Here is a 22,843-nt window from a genome sequence, read left to right as displayed (position 1 = left end):
TTGCATTTAATTGAGCCGTGACCGGTCGGTGTCCCAACTCACTTTGCGGCGACCCAAAAACTGTGCGGTTAGAAAGATCGCCAGCAGAAAGTGCAGCAGGGCGGCGCGCTGATCGGGGTTGTACACGGTCTGTACCAGGATCATGGCGTAGTGGTACGCACTCAGGCTGGCGGTCAGCAGTAGGAAAATCCGGTCGTCCTTTCGCTTGAGGTAGGCGTAGAGGGATAGTCCGGCCAGAAATAGCGCCGCCAGACCGTACATCTTCATCAGTAGTTCGAAGGTGGGTCCCTCCGAGCTGCCGAAGCCAGGGACCAGCTCGCCGGCCCGGGGGTAGAGGAGGAACAGGAGTCCGACGACGGCCTCGATCAGGGTATGGAGCAGCAGAATCATAGGGGGGCAACTCCCCCACCGGGCCGGGGGTTGCAATTCTTCGTAAACTGCGGGTCGTACCAAGCTACTTCGCCATCGCTACTTCATCCTGGGGCCGGGCCCTCGTCTGGTCACTCATCGCCGCGGCCTTCATCGGGCCCGGCACGGTCGCTACGGCCACACGGGCCGGTGCGGTGGGGGGCTACAGTTACCTGCCGGTCGTCCTGCTGGCCGCGGTAGCCGGCTACGTATTTATGGAGATGGCCGCGCGGGTGACCATCGTGAGTGAGCGCTCGCTGGGGGAGTTGTTGCGCGAACGCGGGGGCGGTGTACTTCCCGTGGCACTCTACGCGGCGGTGTGCTTCGGCTGTGCAGCTTATCAGGCGGGAAATCTGCTGGGCGCAGTGGGAGGGCTGGCGCTGTTGCTGCCTACCTCATCCCCATACTGGGTACTGGTACTCGCCGGTGGTATTGCGGCCCTACTCTGGCGGGGCAGCACACAGTCGATTGCCCGCGTGATGGCTTTCATGGTCGTGGGGATGGGGCTGTTGTTCGTCGTAGGAGCACTACGGATCGTCATCGTGGGTAACGATCTCGTACACGCCCCACTGGCCGTAGATACGGGCATTCTGCTCGGACTGCTCGGTACCACCATCGTGCCCTATAATTTTTTCCTGGCCGCGGGGCTGGGTAGCCAGTCTACCCTGGGGGATATGCGTCGGGGCCTGGGACTATCCTTCGGGGTGGGCGCCCTGATCACGGGCTGCATCGTAGTAGTGGGCGGCGCGGCGGCTTCCTTCACCTCGTTTGCGGACCTCAGCCAGATACTGCGTGATGTACTGGGTACGTACGGACAGCTTATCCTGGGGGTTGGGCTTTTCGCGGCCGGATTCAGCTCGGCCACCACGGCACCGCTCGCTGCGGCCGTAGCCGGTAAGGAGTTGCTGGGGTTCGCACCGGATAGCCGAAGCTTTCGGGCTACCTGGCTGATCGTCTTGCTGAGTGGTCTTACCGTAGCGCTTACCGGCTGGAATACGGTCGGCGTGATCGTAGTGGCGCAGATCGTCAACGGTCTACTGCTCCCCTTCATCGCCGCGGTGGTCCTGGTACTGGCTAACCGGCGCAGCCTACTGGGCCAGCGCACTAACACCTGGTGGCAAAATCTACTGGGCGGCGGCGTCCTGGCCTTTATCTTCTACAAGGCGGGGGAGTTCTTCCTCGGCCTGCTCTAGCTAGCGCTGGGCGTAATCTTCCCGATTGATGCGGAGCTTCTTCATGCGGGCGAAGAGTGTCTTCCCGTTGATGTCGAGCAACTTGCCCGCTCCGTTGGGTCCGGTGACTCGGCCGTTGGTGTAGCGCAGGGCCTTGATGATGTGGCGGCGCTGGTTTTCCTCCAGGCTCACCATACGCTCCTTGCGCTCTTCGTCCACTACTTCATACTGGCCGACCAGGCTACTGACCTTACCCTGCTCCATGACGGACCAGATAACTACCCGAATGGTAGCCTGCTGATCGCCGGCGACCCGCATTAAGAACTGCTCGTCCATACGGTGGTATCCGGTGATGAAGTGGATCATCTCGGCGTTCCAGCGGGATACCTCCTCGCGTCCCAGCCGGTCTACGATAACGGAAGGTTTGAGCGATTCGGGATTGTCCGTACCCATGATGGCCAGCAGGTTGTCGCTCACCAGGATACTCTGATCGGTGAGGTTGTAGTCGAAGCTACCGGTGCGGCTGGAGACGCCTACGGTTTCGAGCATCCGCTTGTAGCGCAGACTGTCCTGTGCGTCCTTCACCGTGCTGCAGATGAGCTGCTCGCTGGTCTCGTCTACGGTGTGGGGTACGCTGGTGATCACCACGGGGTAGCGCTTTCCCTTGCAGTTCTGGTGGTAGGTATATACCTGATCGCTGCCGTTAGCGATGGTGCGCTCGCAGTGCTGGCTCCAGAAGGCGTCCGTATAGTTGGGAGAATAATCGGCAATGCACTTATCCAGCATATCCGAAAGCGAGTAGCCGAGTTTGTCGCAGGCCGAGATATTGGCGTAGCGAAGCTGTCCGGATAGATTAGCGCACAGTAGATTTTCAGAGTCTTCCACACTGACCACCTTATTGGCGAGCGCCAGGATTTGGGGCGTAGTAAGGTGGTGCATAGTAGGGTGGTTGGGCGAAAGCGAGGACCTGTTGCGCGCAGCCATCTAGGCGCCGGAATAGGTACCGATGACACTGCTGTAAACAGCCTAACGACTCAGATGTTTGGTTAAACACATATCGGATGAGCGGCAATATATATGTTTTCACATATTTGTTGTGTGCGGGGCCGGCTTAATACATTTGGGGGCTACTGCGTTGTATCATTCTGTAGTCCCTCCACTTTCGTAATTTGTACGCTATGCCAGTCACGCCCCGCAATTCCGATGTACTTCTTGCTAAGTTGGATGAGTTCATCCGTAAGTACTACGTCAACGGAGCAATTCGGGGCCTGCTCTACAGTGTGGGACTGGTTTTACTGCTGTTTCTGGCGATCAGCTTGCTCGAGGCACAGTTCTACTTCTCTCCCCTGACCCGCAAGGTGCTTTGGTACAGCTTTTTAGCCGCAAGTCTGGGGGCTATTGTCTTCTGGATCGTCATGCCTCTGGCGCACTACTTCCGCCTGGGGTCTACGATCAGCCACGAGCGGGCGGCCGAAATCATCGGTGCACATTTTGGTAGCGTAAAGGACAAACTGCTGAATGTCCTGCAGCTGCGCCGGCAGGCCGACTCGGCCGACAGTGCGCTGCTGCTAGCTTCCATCGATCAGAAGGCCGCCGAACTCAGTCCGGTACCCTTCCGCTCGGCGATCGACCTACGCCACAACCGCCGGTACCTGATCAAGTACGCGCTGCCCCCGCTGGCCCTGCTCACCGTGCTGCTACTGGCCGCCCCCAGCCTGATTACCGATAGCACCAGCCGGCTGATCCGCAACTCCGAAGCCTTCGAACGCCCCGCCCCCTTCACCTTCGAGCTGCTGGAAGACCCCGAAGTCGTACAGTACGGTACCTACCTACTCACTGCGCGGGTAGACGGGGACGTGCTGCCCGCCGAGGCCTTTATCGAAGTAGATGGCTACCGCTACCGACTGGAGCGACAGAACGCTACCACCTTTACCTACGCCTTCAACAACGTACAGGAAACCACCGCGTTCCGGCTCGCTACCGAGGAGGTGGTCAGCCCCGAATACCTCCTCACCGTTCTGCCCAAACCAAATATCGCTGGCTTCACCGTCGAGCTAGACTATCCGGACTACCTGGGCCGCCGCGACGAGCAACTCGCCAATATCGGTGATCTCACCGTACCCGTAGGCACCCGCCTGCGCTGGTCCTTCGATACCGAGCACACCGCCCGCATCGACCTGCGCTTTGCCGACGCGGATACCCTGGGGCAGCTGCGCCGGGATGGCACGGACCTCTACAGCTTTGATCACCGCGCCCTGCGCAACGACCGCTATACCCTCTACATCGGCAACGACCGCCTGCCCGTGGCGGACTCGGTCAGCTACGCCCTGTCCGTCATCCCCGATCAGTACCCCCAGATCAGCGTGGAAAGCTTTCAGGATAGTACGGACGCTCAACTCCTCTTCTTCGTCGGTGAAGCCTCCGACGACTACGGGATCAACAAGCTCAATTTCGTTTACCGCCTGCAACGGGGCGGCAGCGAGGCCGATGAAGTACGCACCCCCATCAGCGGTCGCAGCGGCAAGCAGGCCCGGTACGACCACGTGCTCGATCTACGCAGCGATCTCCAGCTGGAACCCGGTGATGAGCTCACCTACTACTTCGAAGTGTACGATAACGACGGCGTGAACGGCAGCAAACGCGCCAAAACCGCCGTGATGGCCTACCGTATGCCCACTGAGGCCGAAATGGAACAGCAGGCCGAGCAGAACGACAGCAAGATCAAGGACCAGCTCAAGCAAGCCCTGGAGGCTACCCGGGAGCTAAAGGACGACACTAAGTCCCTGCGGGAAAAGATGCTGCAGGAAAAAGAGGTTGACTGGAAGCTCAAAAAGGAGGTGGAAAAACTCGCTGAACGCCAGCAGCAGATCCAGGAACAGCTCGAGGAGGCGCAGAAGGCCTTTGAGGAAAATCTGGAAAACCAGCCCCAGCAGAACGAGCAACTCCAGGAAAAGGAAGAGCAGCTCCAGGAAATGTTTCAGGAGTCCGTTAACGAAGAGATGCAGGAGCTCATGGAGGAGATCCAGAAGCTCATGGAAGAGCTCAACAAGGATCAGACCCTGGAGAAGATGGAGGACATGGAGCTGTCCGACGAAGAAGCCGAGGCTAAGCTCGAGCGTATGCTCGAGCTGTTCAAGCAACTGGAAGTAGAAAAGGAGATGCAGGACGCCATCGAGAAGATGGAAGAACTGGCAGAAGACCAGGAGCAACTCGCCGAAGAAACCGAGCAGGAAGAAAAAAGTAACGAGGAACTCCAGCAGGAGCAGGAAAAGCTACAGGAAGAGTTTCAGGACCTTAAGGAAAAGCTGGAGCAGGCCGAGCAGAAGAACGAAGCCCTCGACAAGCCCATGCCCCTGGACACCAAGCCCGAGGAGCAGGAAGCCGTAGAACAGGACATGCAGGACGCCCAGGAACAACTTCAGGAGCAAAAGCCGCAGGAAGCCGCCAAGAAGCAACAGGAGGCTGGCAAGAAGATGAAAAAGATGGCCCAGCAGATGCAGCAGGATATGCAGAGCATGCAGCAAGAGTCGAATAAGGAAGACATGGCCGCCATCCGCCAACTGCTCGAAAATATCGTCGACCTCAGCTTCGACCAGGAGGAAACGATGGACCAGCTCAACCAGACCACCGTCAATACGCCCCGCTACGTCGAACTCGTACAGCAGCAGTTTCAAATCAACGGAGATTTCGAGCTCGTACGAGACTCTCTCCAGGCCCTCGCCAAGCGCAATTTTCAAATCGAATCTTTCGTCACCGAGAAGGTCACCGAGATCCGCGGCAACCTCTCCGAGACCGTCTCCGAACTCGAAGAGCGCCATACCCCCCAGGCCGCCAACCTACAGCAGCGTACCATGACCGGTCTGAACGACCTGGCCCTCATGCTCAACGAGAGTATGGCGCAGATGCAGCAGCAAATGGCCGGCCAGATGCAGGGACAGCAACAGTGTCAGAGCCCCAAGAATCAGGGACAGGGCCAGCAGGGTGGCAAACCCAGTGAGAATCCCGGCAGTGATGGTCAGAAGGGCAGCCAGGAACAGGAGGGTATCGGAGAAGACATGAAGGGGCTGAAGGAAGGCCTCAAACCGGGTGAAGGCCAGGGAGGTACCGGTGGCAACAGCAAGGAATTTGCCGAAATGGCCGCACGCCAGGCCGCCCTGCGTCGTGCCCTGGAGGAAAAACAGCGGGAGCGCCAGCAGAACGGCGAGGGAAAGGACGGCCTGTTGGAGCAACTCATCGATCAGATGAATGAGGCAGAGGAGGATCTGGTCAACAAGCGCCTCACCGAAGAGACGCTGCTGCGGCAGCAGGAGATCCTCACCAAAATGCTCGAGCACGAACGCGCCGAACGCGAACAAAAGATGGACGAGCAACGCAAGTCCGCCACCGCCGAGCAGCAGCGCCGTGAGCTGCCGCCCAGCCTGGAGGAATACATCAAGCAGCGTCGCGCCGAGGTAGAGCGTTTTCAGCGTGTTACGCCCCAGCTACGGCCCTACTACCGCAGCCTGGTCGACGAGTACTTTCGCGCACTGGGTAGCAAGTAAGTTGCGAGATTGAACAATTTCCCGGTGACGTATTGTTGTAATCTAGTCTTGGGAATATCAACACGCGTTTAACACAACCTTAATGCTCACACTCGCTTCGGATCCAACGAATATCGTACAGGTCGAGCAGCTGGTACATCAGCTTGCCAGCCGGTACCAACTCAATCAGGAAAAGCACGACAGCCTCCTGATCAGCCTGACCGAAGCCGTGAACAATGCCATCATCCACGGGAACAAACAGGACCGTTCCAAGACGGTCTGCATCCGCTACGCCCAGGTCACCGACGGACTAGCCGTGCGGGTCTCCGATCAGGGATGTGGATTCAACTACGATAGCCTGCCCGATCCCACCAGTCCGGAACGTATCTGTGAGTGTGGTGGCCGTGGGGTATTTCTCATGCACCAGCTCTGCGACGGCATGCGCTACACCAACGGCGGATCGACCGTAGAAATGCAATTCCGGCTCTGAGCGTGCCTACCCTGGCCTTCCACACTGAGGGTGGTACCCTCCCCGCTGCCCCCACGGACTGGCTTACTGATTGGATCACGGATGTTATCGCGCAACGCGGCGGCCGACTCGGTGAGCTGAACTACATCTTCTGCTCCGACGACTACCTCCACGCGATCAACTTGGAGTACCTCCAGCACGATACACTTACGGATATCATCACCTTCCCCTACGCCGAATTTCCCCTGGTGTCCGGCGACCTGTTCATCTCTACCGAGCGCGTCGCGGAGAACGCCACCGACTTTGACGAGCCGTATGCCGACGAGCTCCACCGTGTCATGATCCACGGCGTGCTACACCTCCTGGGACAGGGCGATAAGACCGATGCACAGGCAAGATCCATGCGTGAGGCCGAGCAGTGGGCCCTTTCCCTCCGTAAAACCGCAGCAAAAGGGGGCGGGGCCGCCGGTGCGGTGTAAATCGGAATTGCGCATCTTTACCGCATGAAAGTGCTCAAGTTTGGGGGTTCTTCGGTGGGGCATCCCGACCGAATACGGGGTATCGTAGAAATTTTAAAGGGATATTATGCCACTGGCGATCACTTTACGGTAGTATTCTCCGCATTTGGTGGCGTGACGGATCAGCTGATCGAAATGAGCGAATTGGCCGAGCAGGGTGACGATCGCTACGGGCAACTCTTCGATGCATTTTCCGAGCGACATCAGACCGCCATTACTACCCTACTGGGCGAAACCGCTCTATACAGGGAGACCAGTCAGCAAATGCGTCGGTCACACGAAGTACTGAAGAACTTGCTCTATGGCATCTTCTTAGTCCGCGAGGCTTCCCCCCGCACGATGGATTATGTACTTAGCTTCGGAGAGCGGTCGTCCGCCTACATCATTTCTCAGGCCCTTCAGCAGGCCGGCGTGCCTACGGAATTCCTGGATGCCCGGCGCATCATCAAGACCGATAAAACCTTCGGAAACGCGAAAGTAAACTTTGAAAAGAGCTACCAGAAGATCAAGCAACACTATGTGGAACACCCTAAGGTTCAGGTAGTTACGGGTTTTATTGCTTCCGCCAAGGGGGGGCTTACTACGACCCTCGGGCGTGGGGGCTCGGACTATACGGCCTCTCTACTTGCGGCCGGTCTGAAGGCCTCGGCCATCGAGATATGGACGGATGTGAATGGAGTCCTCACCGCCGACCCGCGCCGCGTGAAGAAGGCCTTTACGATTCCGACCATGACCTATGCGGAAGCTATGGAAATGTCGCACTTCGGGGCCAAGGTGATCTACCCCCCTACCCTGATGCCGGCCCTACAGCAGCGCATTCCCCTATACATCAAAAATACCTTTGCACCGGAGTTCGAGGGGACCAAAGTGAGCGAGGATAGTAATCCGGAAGGAGCCGCCGTACGTGGTATCAGTTCCATTAATAATGTAGCGCTTTGTACGGTATCCGGTACGGGTATGTTTGGGGTACCGGGTATTGCGGCGCGTATTTTTGGTGCATTAGCGCAGGCAGGTATTAATATTATATTGATTACTCAGGGATCCAGCGAGCACGCTATCAGCTTCGCGGTACAACCAGCCGTAGCGGAAGATGCCAGGTTGGCCGTGGAGGCTGCGTTTGCCTTCGAGATCGAGCGGGGCGTGGTAAATACCGTCAAAGTAGAGCGTGAACTTTGCGTAGTAGCTATTATAGGTGAGAATATGCGCTATCAGCCGGGTATTTCTGGCCGTCTCTTCCGGGCCCTGGGCCAGAACGGTATCAATGCCGTCGCGATCGCCCAGGGTTCCAGTGAGCTGAATGTCTCGGTCGTCATCGCAAAGGAGGATGAGACCAAGGCGCTCAACGCACTCCACGAATCCTTCTTCCTCTCCGACCACAAGACGCTACACCTGTTCATTGTAGGCGTGGGGCTGATCGGAGGTACGCTGCTACAGCAGATACAAAAGCAGAACGAATACCTACGCGAGCGCCGCGGTATGGAGGTGAAGGTCGTAGGCCTGGCCAACTCCAAAAAAATGCTCTTCGATGCGGAGGGTATCGACCTGGCCGACTGGAAAGATCAGTTACGTCAGGCCGATACCGCTATCGACCTGGCGGTCTTCGTAGGTCGTATGCGCGATCTTAACCTTAGCAACAGCATATTTGTCGACAATACGGCCGATAAGAAGATCGCTACGTTCTACGAGCATATCCTTGACGAAAGCATCAGTATATCCACACCCAATAAGATCGCTACCTCCTCCGGGTACTTACAGTACCAACGCCTCAAACGGATCGCGGAAAAGCGTGGGGTACAGTTCCGCTATGAGACGAATGTGGGCGCGGGCCTACCCGTTATCTCTACCCTTCGTGATCTCATCGATAGTGGTGACCGTATCACTAAGATCGAGGGCGTCCTCAGTGGATCCCTGAGTTACATCTTCAACACCTTCGATGGGAGCCGGCCCTTCGCCGCGGTAGTTCGGGAAGCTAAGGAGAAGGGCTTTACGGAACCCGATCCCCGCATCGATCTTTCCGGCAAAGATGTAGCGCGCAAGATCCTTATCCTAGCCCGGGAAACTGGCGTGGCCCTCGACGCGGAGCAGGTGACCATCGACAGTTTTCTCCCCCAAGAAGCCAGCGAAGCAGCCGACGTAAGTGCGTTCTTTACCGTACTGGAAGAGCGAGCAGCCTACTTCGAGCAGTTGCTTCAGCAAGCGCAGCAGGAGGAAAAGGTCTTGCGTATGATCGCTACGCTGGAGGGAGAGATCGCTACCATTGGTATACAGGCAGTCGGTCGGGACAACCCATTCTTCACCCTCAGCGGTAGCGATAACATGATCGTCTTTACGACAGACCGATACAGTGTGCGCCCGCTGGTGGTACGTGGACCCGGAGCAGGTGCTGAGGTAACTGCCGCTGGTGTATTCGCCGAGATCATTCAAATCGGAACCCTAAGTTGATGCAAGAAGTACGTGTATTTGCGCCCGCTACCGTAGCCAATGTAGCCGTTGGTTTTGATATTCTGGGCTTTGCTATCCAGCGACCCGGCGATGAGATCGTTGCCCGTAGATCTACCGAATTTACCGGTGTGCGTATTACTACCATCACGGGTACTGGCGATAAGGTATTGCCCCTGGAGGTGGAGCGAAATACCGCTGGGACAGCCGCTCTGCGCCTGCTAGAGCATCTTGGGCTACAGGATAGCGTTGGCATCGAGCTGGAAGTACATAAACGGATGCCGTTCGGCTCCGGCCTGGGATCCTCTGCAGCCAGCGCTGCCGGTGCTGCGGTAGCGGTAAATACGCTACTTGGTAGTCCCCTTACCCGCGAAGCGATTCTCTACTTCACCGTTCTGGGAGAAGAGGTAGCCGACGGTAGCTTTCACGCCGATAATGTCGCACCCTGTCTCGTAGGTGGCATCACGCTTATTCGCTCAAACGAATCACTGGATATCCAGCACCTCCCCGTCCCGGCTAATCTACACGTCGCCGTAGTACACCCGGAAATAGAGATCCTAACGCGCGACGCCCGTGCGGTACTGAGTGATACGGTCCCCCTCAAGACGGCTATCCACCAATTGGGTAGCCTGGGTAGCTTCGTAGCGGCCCTGTATACGAACGACCTACCGCTACTTGGTCGGTCACTGCGCGATTACATCATCGAGCCTCAGCGTAAGCAGCTGATCACCGGCTTTGATGAAGTGCAGCAGGCCGCTCTGGAGCGCGGTGCGCTGGGGTGTAGCATCAGTGGGGCCGGTCCCAGTATGTTTGCGCTATGCGACAGCGGGTACCTGGCGCAGGCCGTGGGGCAGGCTATGCAGGCTGCCTTTCAGCAGCGGGGGGTGGAGAGTCAGTTGTACGTATCACCCATCAATCAGCAGGGCGTACAGATACTCTCTGAAATCAGCTAGAACGGTCCGGCAGGTCTTTGATCAAATAGTACTACCCTACTTCCATTAAGAATACAGCCAATGCAATTCTACAGTACGAATGATGTAACACACCGGGTAAGCGTCGAAGAGGCTATTTTCCGTGGATTACCGGCCGATAAAGGTCTGTATATGCCGGAGCGGATCGATCCACTGCCTGCGTCCTTCTTTCGTGAGCTACCCGAGCTGTCCTTTACCGAGATCGGATTCCGGGTAACTCGGCAGTTGCTGGGTGATGAGATCAATGATACCGATCTGCGTACGATAGTAGAGGGAGCCATAAACTTCCCCGCACCGGTGGTGCAGCTAGACGAGCAGAAGTACGTGCTGGAACTCTTTCACGGACCCTCCCTGGCCTTTAAGGATTTTGGCGCGCGCTTTATGTCGCGACTAATGGGCTATTACAACCGCGGGAAGGAGCACGAACTGATCATTCTGGTCGCTACCTCTGGTGATACGGGAGGTGCGGTAGCAGCCGGCTTCTACGATACCCCCGGCATCCAGGTGGTGATCCTTTACCCGAGTGGTAAGGTGAGTGCACTACAGGAAAAGCAACTCACTACACTAGGCAAGAACATTCATGCGCTGGAGATCGATGGAACCTTCGACGACTGTCAGGCCATCGTTAAGCAGGCATTTCTGGATGCACCCCTGCGGGAACGCCTCAGACTCAGCTCAGCAAATAGTATCAACATCTCCCGGCTTATCCCCCAGACCTTTTACTATTTCGAGGCAGTAAAGCAACTTGGTATTGCGGGAGATCCCATCGCTTTTTGCGTTCCTAGCGGCAACTTCGGTAACCTCACAGCTGGTCTGATCGCCCGGCAACTCGGCCTACCTATTCATCACTTCATTGCCGCTACCAATCAGAACGATGTAGTACCACGATTCCTAACTAGTGGTACCTACGACGTAAAACCTTCCATCCCTACCCTATCTAATGCCATGGATGTCGGAGCCCCCAGTAACTTCGCCCGAATGGTTAACCTGTTCGGTCATCTGGATGGTAAGCAGACTATTGCGGCGAATACCCACACCGACCTGCAGGACATTCTTTCCGGTTACTCCTTTGATGATCAAACTACGGAATCTGCAGTACGAGAAGTGGAACAACAGTATGGATACACCATAGACCCACACGGAGCAGTGGGATATCTGGCTCTGGATGCTTGGCAAAATACCCACCCTGCCACCCGGGGTGTCATTTTAGAGACGGCCCACCCGAGTAAGTTCAAGCCGGATGTAGAACGTATTCTAGGACACCCTATCCACGTTCCGCAGCGTCTGGCTGAATTGGCTGACAAGGAGAAGGTAGCCCACCCCTTCGCCGCTTCGTACCTCCCGATAAAGGAATGGCTACTCGCTACGTTTGGCGTCTGATCGATCGCGCTACCGCTCATCATTGGAGATAAACCGGACTAAACTTAGCTAATGTTCCACGTGGAACAATACATGCTAATCTCGACACAACCGATGTTCCACGTGGAACAATGGTGCGGTTGATACAAGTAAAATTAGTAGTTGTATCGCACTGGTGACCGCGCCCGGACTGTGTTGCGTACGGTGATTGAGTACCTTAGCGAAAAATTAAGCCAGCATCTTATGAAGTATGTATATCTCGGACTGATCGTGTTCCTCAGTGGACTATCGTACGGTCAGCAGGACAATACGAAGAATCCCTTCCAGCAGCTCGATACGGAACTACCTACGCCCAATGTGTACCGCAATGCGGCCGGTGCTCCGGGACATGCTTACTGGCAACAGCAGGCTGACTATAAAATGGAAATTCGTCTGGATGACGAGCAGCAGCGTATCTACGGTACGGAGCGAATCACCTACCATAACAACTCACCGGACCAGCTCGACTACCTCTGGGTACAGTTGGATCAGAATGTGCGTTCCCTCGACTCGGATACGTACACTACGGAGCGCAGTCGGCTCGATGATCGTATGACGCTGGGCCAATTGTCAGGACTAGAGCCGAGCTTTGACGGGGGCTTTCAGATCGACCACGTGAAGAATGCGGGGGGTAAGGATATGCCCTACTACATCCAGAAGACAATGATGCGTATAGAACTGCCCGCCCCCCTGGCTTCGGGGGAAGAGGTGACGTTCGATATCAAGTTCTGGTACAATATCAATAACCGGCTAGTGGACGGCGGTGGTCGCTCCGGCTCGGAATACTTCGAGGAAGACGATAACTTCCTGTATACCATTGCGCAGTTCTACCCGCGGATGGCACTGTATACGGACAATGAGGGTTGGCAGAATAAACAGTTCCTGGGGCGCGGCGAATTTGCCCTCACCTTCGGTGACTTCGATGTAAAGATCACTGTCCCCGCCGATCACCTGGTGGCTGCTACCGGCACGCTGGAAAACGAGAATGACGTACTGACCCGTCAGCAACGGCAGCGACTGGAGCAGGCGCGGCAGGAACGTGAGCAACCCGTAATCATCGCTAGTCAGGAAGAAGCCATTGAGCGGGAAAAGACCAAGTCGACCAAGGAGAAGACTTGGCACTTCACCGCCGAGAACGTACGCGATTTTGCCTTCGCTAGCTCCCGTAAGTTTATCTGGGATGCCATGGGCGTAGAGCAGGATAACGGTACGGTGGTAATGGCTATGTCGATGTATCCCAAGGAGGGGAATCCCCTCTGGGAGCGCTTTTCTACTAAGGCAGTCGCCCATACGCTGAAGTGGTATACCCACTATACCTTTGACTACCCCTACCCCGCCGCCTGGTCGATCAATGCGGCGGAGATCGGTATGGAGTACCCGATGATCTGCTTCAATTTCGGTCGTACCGAAAGTGATGGGACCTACAGCGACCGCACCAAGTACGGTATGATCGGCGTAATCATTCACGAGGTGGGCCACAACTACTTCCCGATGATCGTCAACAGCGACGAGCGGCAGTGGACCTGGATGGACGAAGGGCTTAATACCTTCCTACAGTACCTCACCGAGCAGCAGTGGGAGCGTGACTACCCCAGTCGGCGCGGACCCGCTAATAAGATCGTCGACTACATGAAGGGCGATAAGCAGTATATCTCCCCCATCATGACCAATTCGGAATCGATCTGGCAGTTTGGCAATAATGCCTACGGAAAGCCGGCCACCGCCCTGAATATCCTGCGAGAAAGCGTCATGGGGCGTGAGCAGTTCGACTACGCCTTCAAGACCTACGCGAATCGCTGGAAATTCAAGCACCCCGCCCCCGCCGACCTATTTCGGACTATGGAAGATGCCTCCGCGATCGATCTGGACTGGTTCTGGCGCGGCTGGTTCTATACCACCGATAATGTCGATATCGCCCTGACCTCCGTTAAGCCCTACCGCATTAATACCCGCAACCCGGTCGCGGAGAATGACCGGCAGCGGAAGCAGCAGCGGGAAGCAGGACGTAATATCAGCAGTATCCGCAATGAAGAGGCTATCGCACAGACCTACGACGAGATCGACACCACCCTGCGCGACTACTATACCGACTACGACCCCCTAGAATCTACCGTACTCGACGAAGAGGAGTACCAGCGCTACCTGGAGGGACTCAGCGACGCAGAACGCGCTACCCTGGAGGCCGATAAGTATTACTACGAGTTGACCTTTAAAAACATCGGTGGTCTGGTGATGCCCATCATCCTGGAGTTCACCTTTGCTGATGGAACCAAGGAGGTCAAGCGCATCCCCGCGGAGATCTGGCGGATGGGTACCGAGGAGGTCAGTAAGGTATTCCCCTTTACAAAGGAGGTCACCGCCGTAGTGCTGGATCCCTTCCTGGAAACTGCCGACGTAGATACCAGTAACAATTACTACCCATCGCGTAGCAGCCAGAGCCGCTTCGACCTGTACCAGCGCGGCGAGCGCAACGGGGAGAATCCTATGCAACGCGATGCCCGGGCGCGCGCCCGTCAGCAGAGTGGCAGCACCGGTTCGCAACGCAAGTAGGTCGATCGAATGAATTACCACAATTCTGCCCTCACCGTCGTCACGGACGAAGTACGCCCCGCTGCCCTCCGCTGGCGGAGTCCTTCGAACATCGCCCTGGTCAAGTACTGGGGGAAGTACGGCGACCAGTTGCCCCGCAATGCATCGGTCAGCTTTACCCTGCAGGGGGCAGCTACCGATACTACGCTGCACTACGGTCCCCGTAAAAGCGTAGGTACCGGAGTAGCGGTACAGCTTTATCTGGACGGTAAGCTTGAGCCAAAATTTACCGAACGTACCCAGGCGTACTTGGAGCGTTTGCTGCCGGTCTATCCCTTTCTTAGGCAACTGGAGATACGGATCGATACGCATAACAGCTTTCCCCATTCGGCGGGCATTGCTAGCTCGGCTTCGGGCATGAGTGCACTGGCCCTCTGTCTGGTCAGTCTGGAGGAGCGGCTGTTCGCTCCCCTGGCGGACCGGGCAGCCTTCTACCAAAAGGCCAGCTACCTGGCCCGCCTGGGATCGGGTAGCGCCTGTAGGTCGGTGTACGGTAGTGCAGCGGTGTGGGGAGAAGTACCGGGTCTGAATGGAAGTTCGGAAGAATATGCCGTCAGTGTAGCTGATCAGCTACACCCCGTATTCCAGACCTACCACGATGATATCCTCCTGGTATCCCGTACCGAAAAAGCAGTAAGTAGCCGGGCGGGTCACGGCCTGATGGAGCAGAATCCCTACGCTGCCCCCCGCTACGTACAGGCGAATGCGCGGACGCGGGAAATGCTGCAGGTACTCCAGCGGGGAGACACCGAACGATTCGGTCAACTCCTTGAGAGTGAGGCACTTACCCTGCATGCACTGATGATGAGTAGTCAGCCTTCCTACACCCTCATCGAGCCTGATACACTACACGTAATCAACCGATTACGGCAATTTCGGACGGAGACGGGCCATCCGGTGTACTTCACCCTGGACGCCGGGCCGAACGTTCACTTGCTTTATCCAGACACAGTAGGTGAACCCACCAAGCGCTTCATCCGGGATCATCTGCTGCCCTACTGCGAGGACCGTATGTACCTGGCCGATCGGATCGGGTCCGGGCCGGAGCAATTGGAGGTGAACGAAACGACGGTAGCCTAAGCGGCGTTATGCTACAGATGCGCTACCTCATTTCTCTTTCCGCCCTGGGGCTGTTCTTGTTCGGCGCGTGCAGATCGACCTACCCCGAAACGCCGGACCGACTACAAACTTCCTACCCGCGGTTGAATAAGCAATTGCAGGGACTGGTCAACGTGGACTCCTTTACCATCAGCCCGGCAGAAGCTACTCAGCTACCGGAGGCGGTCTACCTGGACGCCCGGGAGCGGGTGGAATACGACGTTAGTCACTTACCCGATGCACGGTACATCGGCTTCGGTACGCTCGATACTACTACCCTTCGATCGCTATCATCCGCTACGCCACTCGTCGTATACTGTACGGTCGGCTACCGCAGCGAACGTATCGCTAGGGAGCTTCGCATGCTGGGATTTACCGACGTGTATAACTTATACGGCAGCCTGTACGCCTGGCGACTGGCCGGCCTGCCCCTGGTCGACGCGCAAGGAATGCCGACCGACCTGATTCATACCTACAACCGGAAGTGGGGCACCTTCATTCCCGATACCCTCGGCACTAAAGTATACTGATTATGAGCCTTTACCAGCAGATCCAGGAGTGCGTAGCCTTCATCAAGCAGCGCGCTACGACCGAGCCCCGGGTAGGAATCATCCTCGGTACGGGCCTCAGTTCGCTGGTGGACGAGATCGAAGTGGAGCGGGAATTTGTCTATGGTCTCCTCCCCTACTTCTCGGTGTCTACCGTGGCTACCCACCGCGGTAAGCTCGTGCTGGGTACATTGCGTGGTATTCCGGTAGTGGCTATGGCCGGTCGCCTGCATTATTATGAGGGCTATAGTATGCAGCAGTTGACTTTCCCCGTTCGTGTGCTGCATGCCCTGGGGATCGACCACCTGATCATCTCCAACGCCTCGGGGAGCGTCAATCCCGATATTTGTACCGGTGACGTAGTCTTTGTACGCGATCATATCAATTTGCAGCCCGACAATCCCCTACGCGGGGACAACGATGACCGGCTCGGACCCCGGTTTCCGGATATGCTACACACCTACGACCGGAAGCTGAATGCACGCGCCATGGAACTAGCCAAGCAACGGGATCTCACTACCCATGAGGGTGTTTATCTAGCCCTGGCGGGACCGAATTTAGAGACACCCGCGGAGTACCGCATGGCCAACATCATGGGAGCGGACCTGATCGGTATGTCTACCGTTCCCGAGGTTATCGTGGCCCGGCATGCGGGTCTGCCGGTCTTCGTGGCCTCCGTCGTATCCAATAAATGCTTCCCGATCGCTGATATTCAGCCTACTACGGTGGAAGACGTCATTGCTACCGTCCAGGCGGTCGAGCCCAAGCTGCGCCTGCTGATCGGCGACATGGTGGAAGAGCTGGCCAACGTACCGTCACCGGCCTGATATACCCCGCTATACGACGGGCCACCGTACTGACTAAGGGAACGAATACAGTGGATAAAAAAGAGAGACCCCGGACAACTTAAAAAGGTGGTCGGACCTTTAGAACAAGTTAACCCTGACTGAAACTGAATGAACGGAGCCTTCCGCACCACCTGGAAATCTTTAAGCGCTACCGAGCGTGACGTAGCCATAGCAATGAGCATAGTTTTTGAGGAGCGCTCCGTCCTCGATGCTTCCCGGCTACTGAATAAGATCACTATGCCTCCCCCGGCCGGAGAGTCCCGCTTCACCCATGCGGCGACCGAGGAGATCGTACACCGCCTCTACGAAGCCAAGGTGCTGATCAAGGCCAGCGACCACGGGTGGCGCATCAATCCGGACGTCAGTGAAGCGATCATGCGCCGCGCCGGCCGCCGGCCCGACTTCAGCGCGCTGCTCAACGATATTCGCCGCGAACTACCCTATAAGACATACTGGCAACCCAGTAGTCCGCACGCCCTCATGCGTGAGATCCGGATCGCTTTTTACCTGCAGAATCAGGCGGGCTTCGACCGCCTGCAGCGGGAAACGGAAAGCTTTTACCCCGATCAGGCCCGCACGGGTATATTCATCGACCCACTGTTCGCCGAGTTCGATCCCCGCTGGGTAGAGAGTCTACTGCCCGAGTGGCAGGAGATCAACCTGCGCAAGGCCTTCCGCCGCGCGCTGGTCTCCATGGAATCCCTCGACCCCCTCATCGAGTTCCTGGAGCAGCACGAGCGTATCCGGGAGCCGGAATCCGGTCCCCTACGCGAGCTACTGGCTGAAGCCTTCGTACTGCAGGGTGCCTGGAGCCGCCTGCAACTCTGGGCCGATCTGGAGACCACCGAGTGGCGCAGCAGTGCCAACCACCTTATTTACCACGTTCTACGCGACGATGACGAGGGTGCTAAGAGCCTCATCGAGGAGGTGCGCAAGGGCTACCGCCGCGATCACGACAATAAGTACCCGGCCCACCTGGCGGGCTACCTGTACCTGCTGTCGTTGCTGCGCAACGGCGGTGTAAAGAGCGCCGAAATCATCGGTCACCACCTGGATAACATCGATCCGGTACAAAACCTCCGCCTCGGGGGTACTTTCCTAGTTTTCAAGGCCTTACACGCTTACCTGCGCAACGACGAGAATGCACAGGTCGTAGCACAGCAAGCCCTGGAGCGGATGGAGGCCAATGCCTTCGCGCTCACCTTCTACGCGCTGTACCGGCTGTGGACCGACCCCACCGAGCACCCCGACCCCCAGTACCTGGACGAGATGGAGCAGCTGCGGGAACGGGCACAGGACAACGGCTACCAGTGGGTAGAGATGGAGGTGACCCGCATCCTCTCCCTACGCCACCCCACCGTGGAGGCCCGCGAGGCCTACGCTACCCGCGCCCAGCAGCTCAGTGACCTGCTGCGGATCCACTCCCTCACCGATGCCATGCCACGCATTGAGCCCTGGGAGCGCGCCCTGGAGGTACTGGTAGGTATGGGTACCCCGGACCGCAACGGGGAAAAGCGGAGCAAAAAGACGAGCCGCTTCGTGTGGTTCGTCGATTTCGATAAGCGTGAGCTAGAGCCCCGCGAACAGACGCTGAGTAAGAGCGGCAACTGGTCAAAAGGCCGTAAAGTGGCCCTCAAGCGCGTCAAGCAGGGTGATGTGGAGGGGATGACCCCCCAGGACGTCTCCGTAGCTAAGGCTATCGAAGAAGATTATAGCCGCTACCACCCCAATGGCAGCTTTACGGTCAACTACGAGGATGCCCTGTTGGCCCTTGTCGGCCACCCCAATCTGTACCTGATCAAGAACTCGGCCATCGGGGTCGAACTGGTCCGGCGCAACCCCCAGTTGCTGATCGAAGAGACGGACAGCCGCCTGCACCTGCGGTTCGCGCAGGACTTCATCGGTACCGGCGTACAGGTCGTCAAGGAGACCCCAACCCGCTACCAGGTCATCGAAGTGAACGAAGGCCACGATCAGATCCACCGGCAGATCGGTGAGGGCCTGGAGATTCCCAAGCGTGCACGTCACCGGTTGCTCGAAGTAGCCCGTAACCTGAGCAAGTTCACCGAGGTACAGAATACGCTGGCCGGCGTGATCGACGACCTGGACGAGACCAAGGCCGATAGCCGGACCTACGTGCACCTGCTCCCGGTAGGAGAAACCTTTAAGGTAGAATTCTTCGTGCGGCCGCTGCGGCAGGAAGACCAGTACTTCAAGCCCGGACGGGGCCGCAACAAGGTCATCAGTGAGGTAGACGGACAGCGGCTCCTCGCCGAGCGCGACCTGGCCAAGGAGATCGAACGGGCGGAGGGCATCATCATCGACTGCCCTACCCTACAGAAGATCGTACACCGCGACTACGAGTGGCAGATCGATGAGGTGGAGGACTGCCTCAATATCCTGCTTCAGCTACAGCCGCTGCGTGCCATGGACCGCATCGTTCTGGAGCACCCCCGCGGCGAGCGCATCAAACTGATCGGCAGTGTCGACTTCGGTGACCTCAGCCTGGGCGTGAAGGAGAAGGCCGGCTGGTTCGACGTAGAGGGTACCCTTGCGGTTGACGACCAGCAGGTGATCAGCTTCCGGGAGCTCATCGACAAGGTAAGTGAGAACGAGCAGAGCAACTTCATCCAGCTCAGCGAGGGGCAGTACGTAGCCCTCACCGACCAGCTACGCCGCAAATTGCGCGAGATGGAGGGTCTGATGACCACTACGGCCGACGGCATGCAGCTCCACCCGCTGGCCGGGGGGATGCTCGACGATATCACCGATCAACTCGGCGCCTTCGAGGCCGATATCGCCTGGCGCGATAGCCTGGACCGCATCCATACGGTCAACCAGACGATGGCGCGGGTACCCTCCACCTTCCGGGCGGAGTTACGCCCCTATCAGCTCGACGGATTCCGCTGGTTAATGCGGCTGGCAGACTGGGGCGTCGGAGCCTGTCTGGCCGACGATATGGGACTGGGTAAGACGATCCAGGGACTGGCCATGCTGCAGGCGCGCGCCGAGCAGGGTCCCGCGCTAGTCATCGCACCCGCATCCGTGACCCGCAACTGGATGCGCGAGGCGGCGAAGTTCGCCCCTACCCTGAATCCGATCCTGCTGGAAGGAAACGACCGCCAGGAGATGATCGACCAGGTCGGGCCCTACGATATGCTGGTGGTGAGCTACGGACTGCTGCCCTTCGAGGGAGATGCGCTGGCTAATAAGCGCTTCGGTACCATCATTCTGGACGAGGCCCAGGCCATCAAGAACCGGGGGACCAAGCGCAGTCAGATCGCCATGCGGCTGCAGGGGGATTTCCGCGTCGTCACCACCGGTACGCCGATCGAGAACCACCTCGGTGAGCTCTGGAACCTGTTCACCTTCCTCAATCCGGGGCTACTGGGCAGTTACAACCGCTTCAACGAGAAGTATACCGTCCCGGTCACCCGCAACAACGACAACGAGCGCCGGCAACAGCTGCGCCGCCTGATCCAGCCCTTCATCCTGCGTCGCCGCAAGGAGGAGGTACTGGAAGAACTGCCACCGAAGACCGAGGTTACCCTGACCGTCGAGCTCAGTCAGCCCGAGCGGGCCTTCTACGAAGCACTGCGGCAGCACGCCCTGGAGAGTATCGACGAGAGTGACGGACCGAACCGTCGCTTCCAGATCCTGGCCGAGTTGATGAAACTGCGGCAGGCCGCCTGTAATCCCAAGCTGGTAGATGCCAGTGTGGAGATCGCCAGTTCCAAGCTAGAGCTACTCGCCGAGACCGTACAGGAATTACGCGAGAACGGCCATAAGGCACTGATATTCAGCCAGTTCGTACGCCACCTGAAGATCGTGGAACAGTGGGCGATCGCTAACGACGTTCCCTACCAGTACCTCGACGGCAGCACGCCCGGACCGAAGCGTGACGAGGCCGTACAGGCCTTCCAGCGGGGCGAGGGGGATATCTTCCTGATCAGTCTGAAGGCCGGTGGTACGGGTCTTACGCTTACGGCGGCCGACTACGTACTACACCTCGATCCCTGGTGGAACCCCGCCGTCGAGGACCAGGCCAGCGACCGGGCCCACCGGATCGGACAGCAGCGCCCCGTCACGGTGTACCGCTTCGTCTCGGAGAACACCATCGAGGAAAAAATCGTCAAATTGCACGCCGAGAAGCGCGATCTGGCCGATAGCCTGCTGGCCGGTACCGAACAGAGCGCCAGCCTTACGGCCAATGACCTTTTAGACCTGATCAAGAATGGATAAGTCGATCTACAGCCCCAACCTGCACGTATTTCCTACCGGTCCGGACGTAGCCCGCGCCTTTGCCGATCACCTGGTGGAGAAGCTGGACGCCCTCGACGGCGGACCCCTATTCTGGGCACTCTCCGGCGGCTCTACGCCCAAGTTGCTGTTTCAGCTCCTGGCCGAAGAGTACCGGGACAAGATCGACTGGAGCCGCCTGCACTTCTTCTGGGGAGACGACCGCATGGTCCCCTACGACGATCCGGAAAGCAACTACGGGGAGGTGAAAAAATTACTCTTCGATCACGTTCCCGTGGAGGCCGAGCAGATCCACCCCGTACCCACCGAACTGGAACCGCAGGAAGCCGCCAGAGCCTACGCCGCCACGATCCTGGAGCACCTGCCGCAGAATTCCGACGGGCTGCCCATCTTCGACATCAATATGCTCGGGATGGGTACGGACGGCCACACCGCCTCCATCTTCCCCGATAGTATGGAATTGCTGACCGACGAGCGGGTCTGCGCCGTAGTCAAGCATCCGGAAAGCGGCCAGCTGCGTGTCACCCTTACCGGTCCGGTGATCAATGCGTCGGACGAGGTGGTTTTTCTCATCACCGGCAACTCTAAAACCCTGCGGGTGGCCCAGATCGTGAACCGCGAGCAGCAGGCTACGACTTTCCCCGCCGCCCACATCAATCCCAGCTCGGGCAGGCTGCACTGGTTCCTCGACCAGGCTGCGGCTGCCGAAGTAGGCTATTAGCCCGTATCTTTGCCCTCCAATTGTATCCGATATGACCTCTAAGAAAGCCGTTTCCGCCGAAAGCCAGCCCCACACCTCGCGCCGCAACTACTGGATCTTCTTCCTGATCTCCCTGGTAGTATTTATCCTGATGCTGATCTTTATGAACCAGTGGTTCTGGGTGGCGATGCCCTTTATGCTCACCTTCCTCGTCATGGCCCTCGGCTATATGTAGGGTTTAACGGCTACTACAGTGGCCACCCTAGCTAGTACTGCAGGTACATCACTTCCTTAGCCGCAAAGAACGGCTCGTCGAACCACGCGTCGATGGGGTATTCCTCTACGTAGGCCCCCTTGGGCAGTAGGGCGAGTTCTTCCTTCAGTCCCCTACCCTTCAGGGCCAGAATGCCGTTCGGCAGGCTGTTGCGCTGCTTGCCCGAAATGAGCCGCAGACTCCACTCGGCCAGCTTATCGATCTTGGCTACGGCGCGGGTGACGACAAACTCGTAGTTCGGTCGCTTCAGCTCCTCAGCCCGCTGCTGCTCGGCGCGGCAGTTGGTCAGTCCGAGCGCCGAGATCACCTCCTGACATACCCGGATCTTCTTTGCCGTACCGTCGATGAGGTGAAACTCAGCCTCCGGGAACAGGATGGCCAGCGGGATACCGGGAAAGCCGCCGCCCGTGCCCAGGTCCAGCACCTGCGTCCCCGCCCGAAAACTGATCACCTTGGCGATCGCCAGGGAGTGTAGTACGTGGTGGATGTACAGGTTGTCGATGTCCTTGCGGCTGATCACGTTGATCTTGGCATTCCAATCCCGGTACAGGCCGTCCAGGGCGTCAAACTGTGTGCGCTGCTGCTCCGTCAGAGCGGGAAAATGCGAGTAAATACCTGCTGCATTCATGAA

General features: G+C 57.7%; 17 protein-coding genes. 14 read left to right on the top strand and 3 right to left on the bottom strand.

What is annotated here, in order from left to right; genetic code table 11:
* Positions 1–6 precede the first annotated feature (6 nt).
* The gene (locus MJQ68_RS09930) at positions 7–390 is read right to left on the bottom strand and encodes a hypothetical protein (protein WP_238750949.1); all 384 of its coding nucleotides are present in this window, start codon (positions 388–390) and stop codon (positions 7–9) included.
* A 35-nt stretch (positions 391–425) separates the two neighbouring features.
* Between MJQ68_RS09930 and MJQ68_RS09925 the strand changes: the two genes are divergently transcribed.
* Positions 426–1,601, top strand: a complete 1,176-nt coding sequence (locus tag MJQ68_RS09925; protein WP_319937474.1) for an NRAMP family divalent metal transporter — start codon at positions 426–428, stop codon at positions 1,599–1,601.
* Here MJQ68_RS09925 and MJQ68_RS09920 read toward each other — a convergent pair whose 3' ends face one another.
* Positions 1,602–2,519 (bottom strand): PAS domain-containing protein, encoded by a 918-nt coding sequence (locus MJQ68_RS09920; protein WP_238750946.1) that lies wholly within the window; start codon positions 2,517–2,519, stop codon positions 1,602–1,604.
* Between the two features lie 239 nt (positions 2,520–2,758).
* Here MJQ68_RS09920 and MJQ68_RS09915 point away from each other — a divergent pair, with 239 nt between their 5' ends.
* The 13 genes from MJQ68_RS09915 (at position 2,759) to MJQ68_RS09855 (ending at position 22,173) form a co-directional block, all read left to right on the top strand.
* Complete coding sequence (locus MJQ68_RS09915; RefSeq protein ID WP_238750945.1) at positions 2,759–6,121, top strand: DUF4175 family protein; 3,363 nt, start codon at positions 2,759–2,761, stop codon at positions 6,119–6,121.
* Positions 6,122–6,203: 82 nt separating this feature from the next.
* A complete protein-coding gene (locus MJQ68_RS09910) occupies positions 6,204–6,590 on the top strand; it encodes an ATP-binding protein (RefSeq protein WP_238750943.1) in 387 nt (128 codons plus the stop codon).
* A 2-nt stretch (positions 6,591–6,592) separates the two neighbouring features.
* A complete protein-coding gene (gene ybeY, locus MJQ68_RS09905) occupies positions 6,593–7,048 on the top strand; it encodes an rRNA maturation RNase YbeY (RefSeq protein ID WP_238750941.1) in 456 nt (151 codons plus the stop codon).
* A 24-nt stretch (positions 7,049–7,072) separates the two neighbouring features.
* The gene (gene thrA, locus MJQ68_RS09900; protein WP_238750935.1) at positions 7,073–9,529 is read left to right on the top strand and encodes a bifunctional aspartate kinase/homoserine dehydrogenase I; all 2,457 of its coding nucleotides are present in this window, start codon (positions 7,073–7,075) and stop codon (positions 9,527–9,529) included.
* Positions 9,529–10,479 (top strand): homoserine kinase, encoded by a 951-nt coding sequence (locus MJQ68_RS09895; RefSeq protein WP_238750934.1) that lies wholly within the window; start codon positions 9,529–9,531, stop codon positions 10,477–10,479. Before thrA ends, MJQ68_RS09895 begins: the two co-directional genes overlap by 1 nt.
* Before the next feature lie 60 nt (positions 10,480–10,539).
* Positions 10,540–11,877 (top strand): threonine synthase, encoded by a 1,338-nt coding sequence (gene thrC, locus MJQ68_RS09890; RefSeq protein WP_238750933.1) that lies wholly within the window; start codon positions 10,540–10,542, stop codon positions 11,875–11,877.
* A gap of 222 nt (positions 11,878–12,099) precedes the next feature.
* Complete coding sequence (locus tag MJQ68_RS09885) at positions 12,100–14,445, top strand: M1 family metallopeptidase (protein WP_238750932.1); 2,346 nt, start codon at positions 12,100–12,102, stop codon at positions 14,443–14,445.
* A 9-nt stretch (positions 14,446–14,454) separates the two neighbouring features.
* Positions 14,455–15,564, top strand: a complete 1,110-nt coding sequence (locus MJQ68_RS09880; RefSeq protein WP_238750931.1) for a diphosphomevalonate/mevalonate 3,5-bisphosphate decarboxylase family protein — start codon at positions 14,455–14,457, stop codon at positions 15,562–15,564.
* A gap of 8 nt (positions 15,565–15,572) precedes the next feature.
* Positions 15,573–16,112 carry a rhodanese-like domain-containing protein gene (locus tag MJQ68_RS09875; RefSeq protein WP_238750930.1) on the top strand — a complete coding sequence of 180 codons (540 nt, stop codon included), beginning with the start codon at positions 15,573–15,575 and terminating at the stop codon, positions 16,110–16,112.
* A gap of 2 nt (positions 16,113–16,114) precedes the next feature.
* Positions 16,115–16,957, top strand: a complete 843-nt coding sequence (locus tag MJQ68_RS09870) for a purine-nucleoside phosphorylase (protein ID WP_238750929.1) — start codon at positions 16,115–16,117, stop codon at positions 16,955–16,957.
* Between the two features lie 195 nt (positions 16,958–17,152).
* Positions 17,153–21,220, top strand: coding sequence for a DEAD/DEAH box helicase (locus tag MJQ68_RS09865; protein WP_238750928.1), 4,068 nt, complete (start codon positions 17,153–17,155; stop codon positions 21,218–21,220).
* The gene (gene pgl, locus MJQ68_RS09860; RefSeq protein WP_238750927.1) at positions 21,213–21,959 is read left to right on the top strand and encodes a 6-phosphogluconolactonase; all 747 of its coding nucleotides are present in this window, start codon (positions 21,213–21,215) and stop codon (positions 21,957–21,959) included. The genes MJQ68_RS09865 and pgl overlap by 8 nt, the downstream gene beginning before the upstream one ends.
* Before the next feature lie 31 nt (positions 21,960–21,990).
* Positions 21,991–22,173 carry a hypothetical protein gene (locus MJQ68_RS09855; RefSeq protein WP_238750925.1) on the top strand — a complete coding sequence of 61 codons (183 nt, stop codon included), beginning with the start codon at positions 21,991–21,993 and terminating at the stop codon, positions 22,171–22,173.
* A gap of 31 nt (positions 22,174–22,204) precedes the next feature.
* Here MJQ68_RS09855 and rsmG read toward each other — a convergent pair whose 3' ends face one another.
* Positions 22,205–22,840 (bottom strand): 16S rRNA (guanine(527)-N(7))-methyltransferase RsmG, encoded by a 636-nt coding sequence (gene rsmG / locus MJQ68_RS09850; protein ID WP_238750924.1) that lies wholly within the window; start codon positions 22,838–22,840, stop codon positions 22,205–22,207.
* Positions 22,841–22,843 lie beyond the last annotated feature (3 nt).

Source organism: Neolewinella maritima, from assembly GCF_923081025.1.
Classification (GTDB): Bacteria; Bacteroidota; Bacteroidia; order Chitinophagales; family Saprospiraceae; genus Neolewinella; species Neolewinella maritima.
This window is presented reverse-complemented; position numbering and strand designations above follow the sequence as displayed.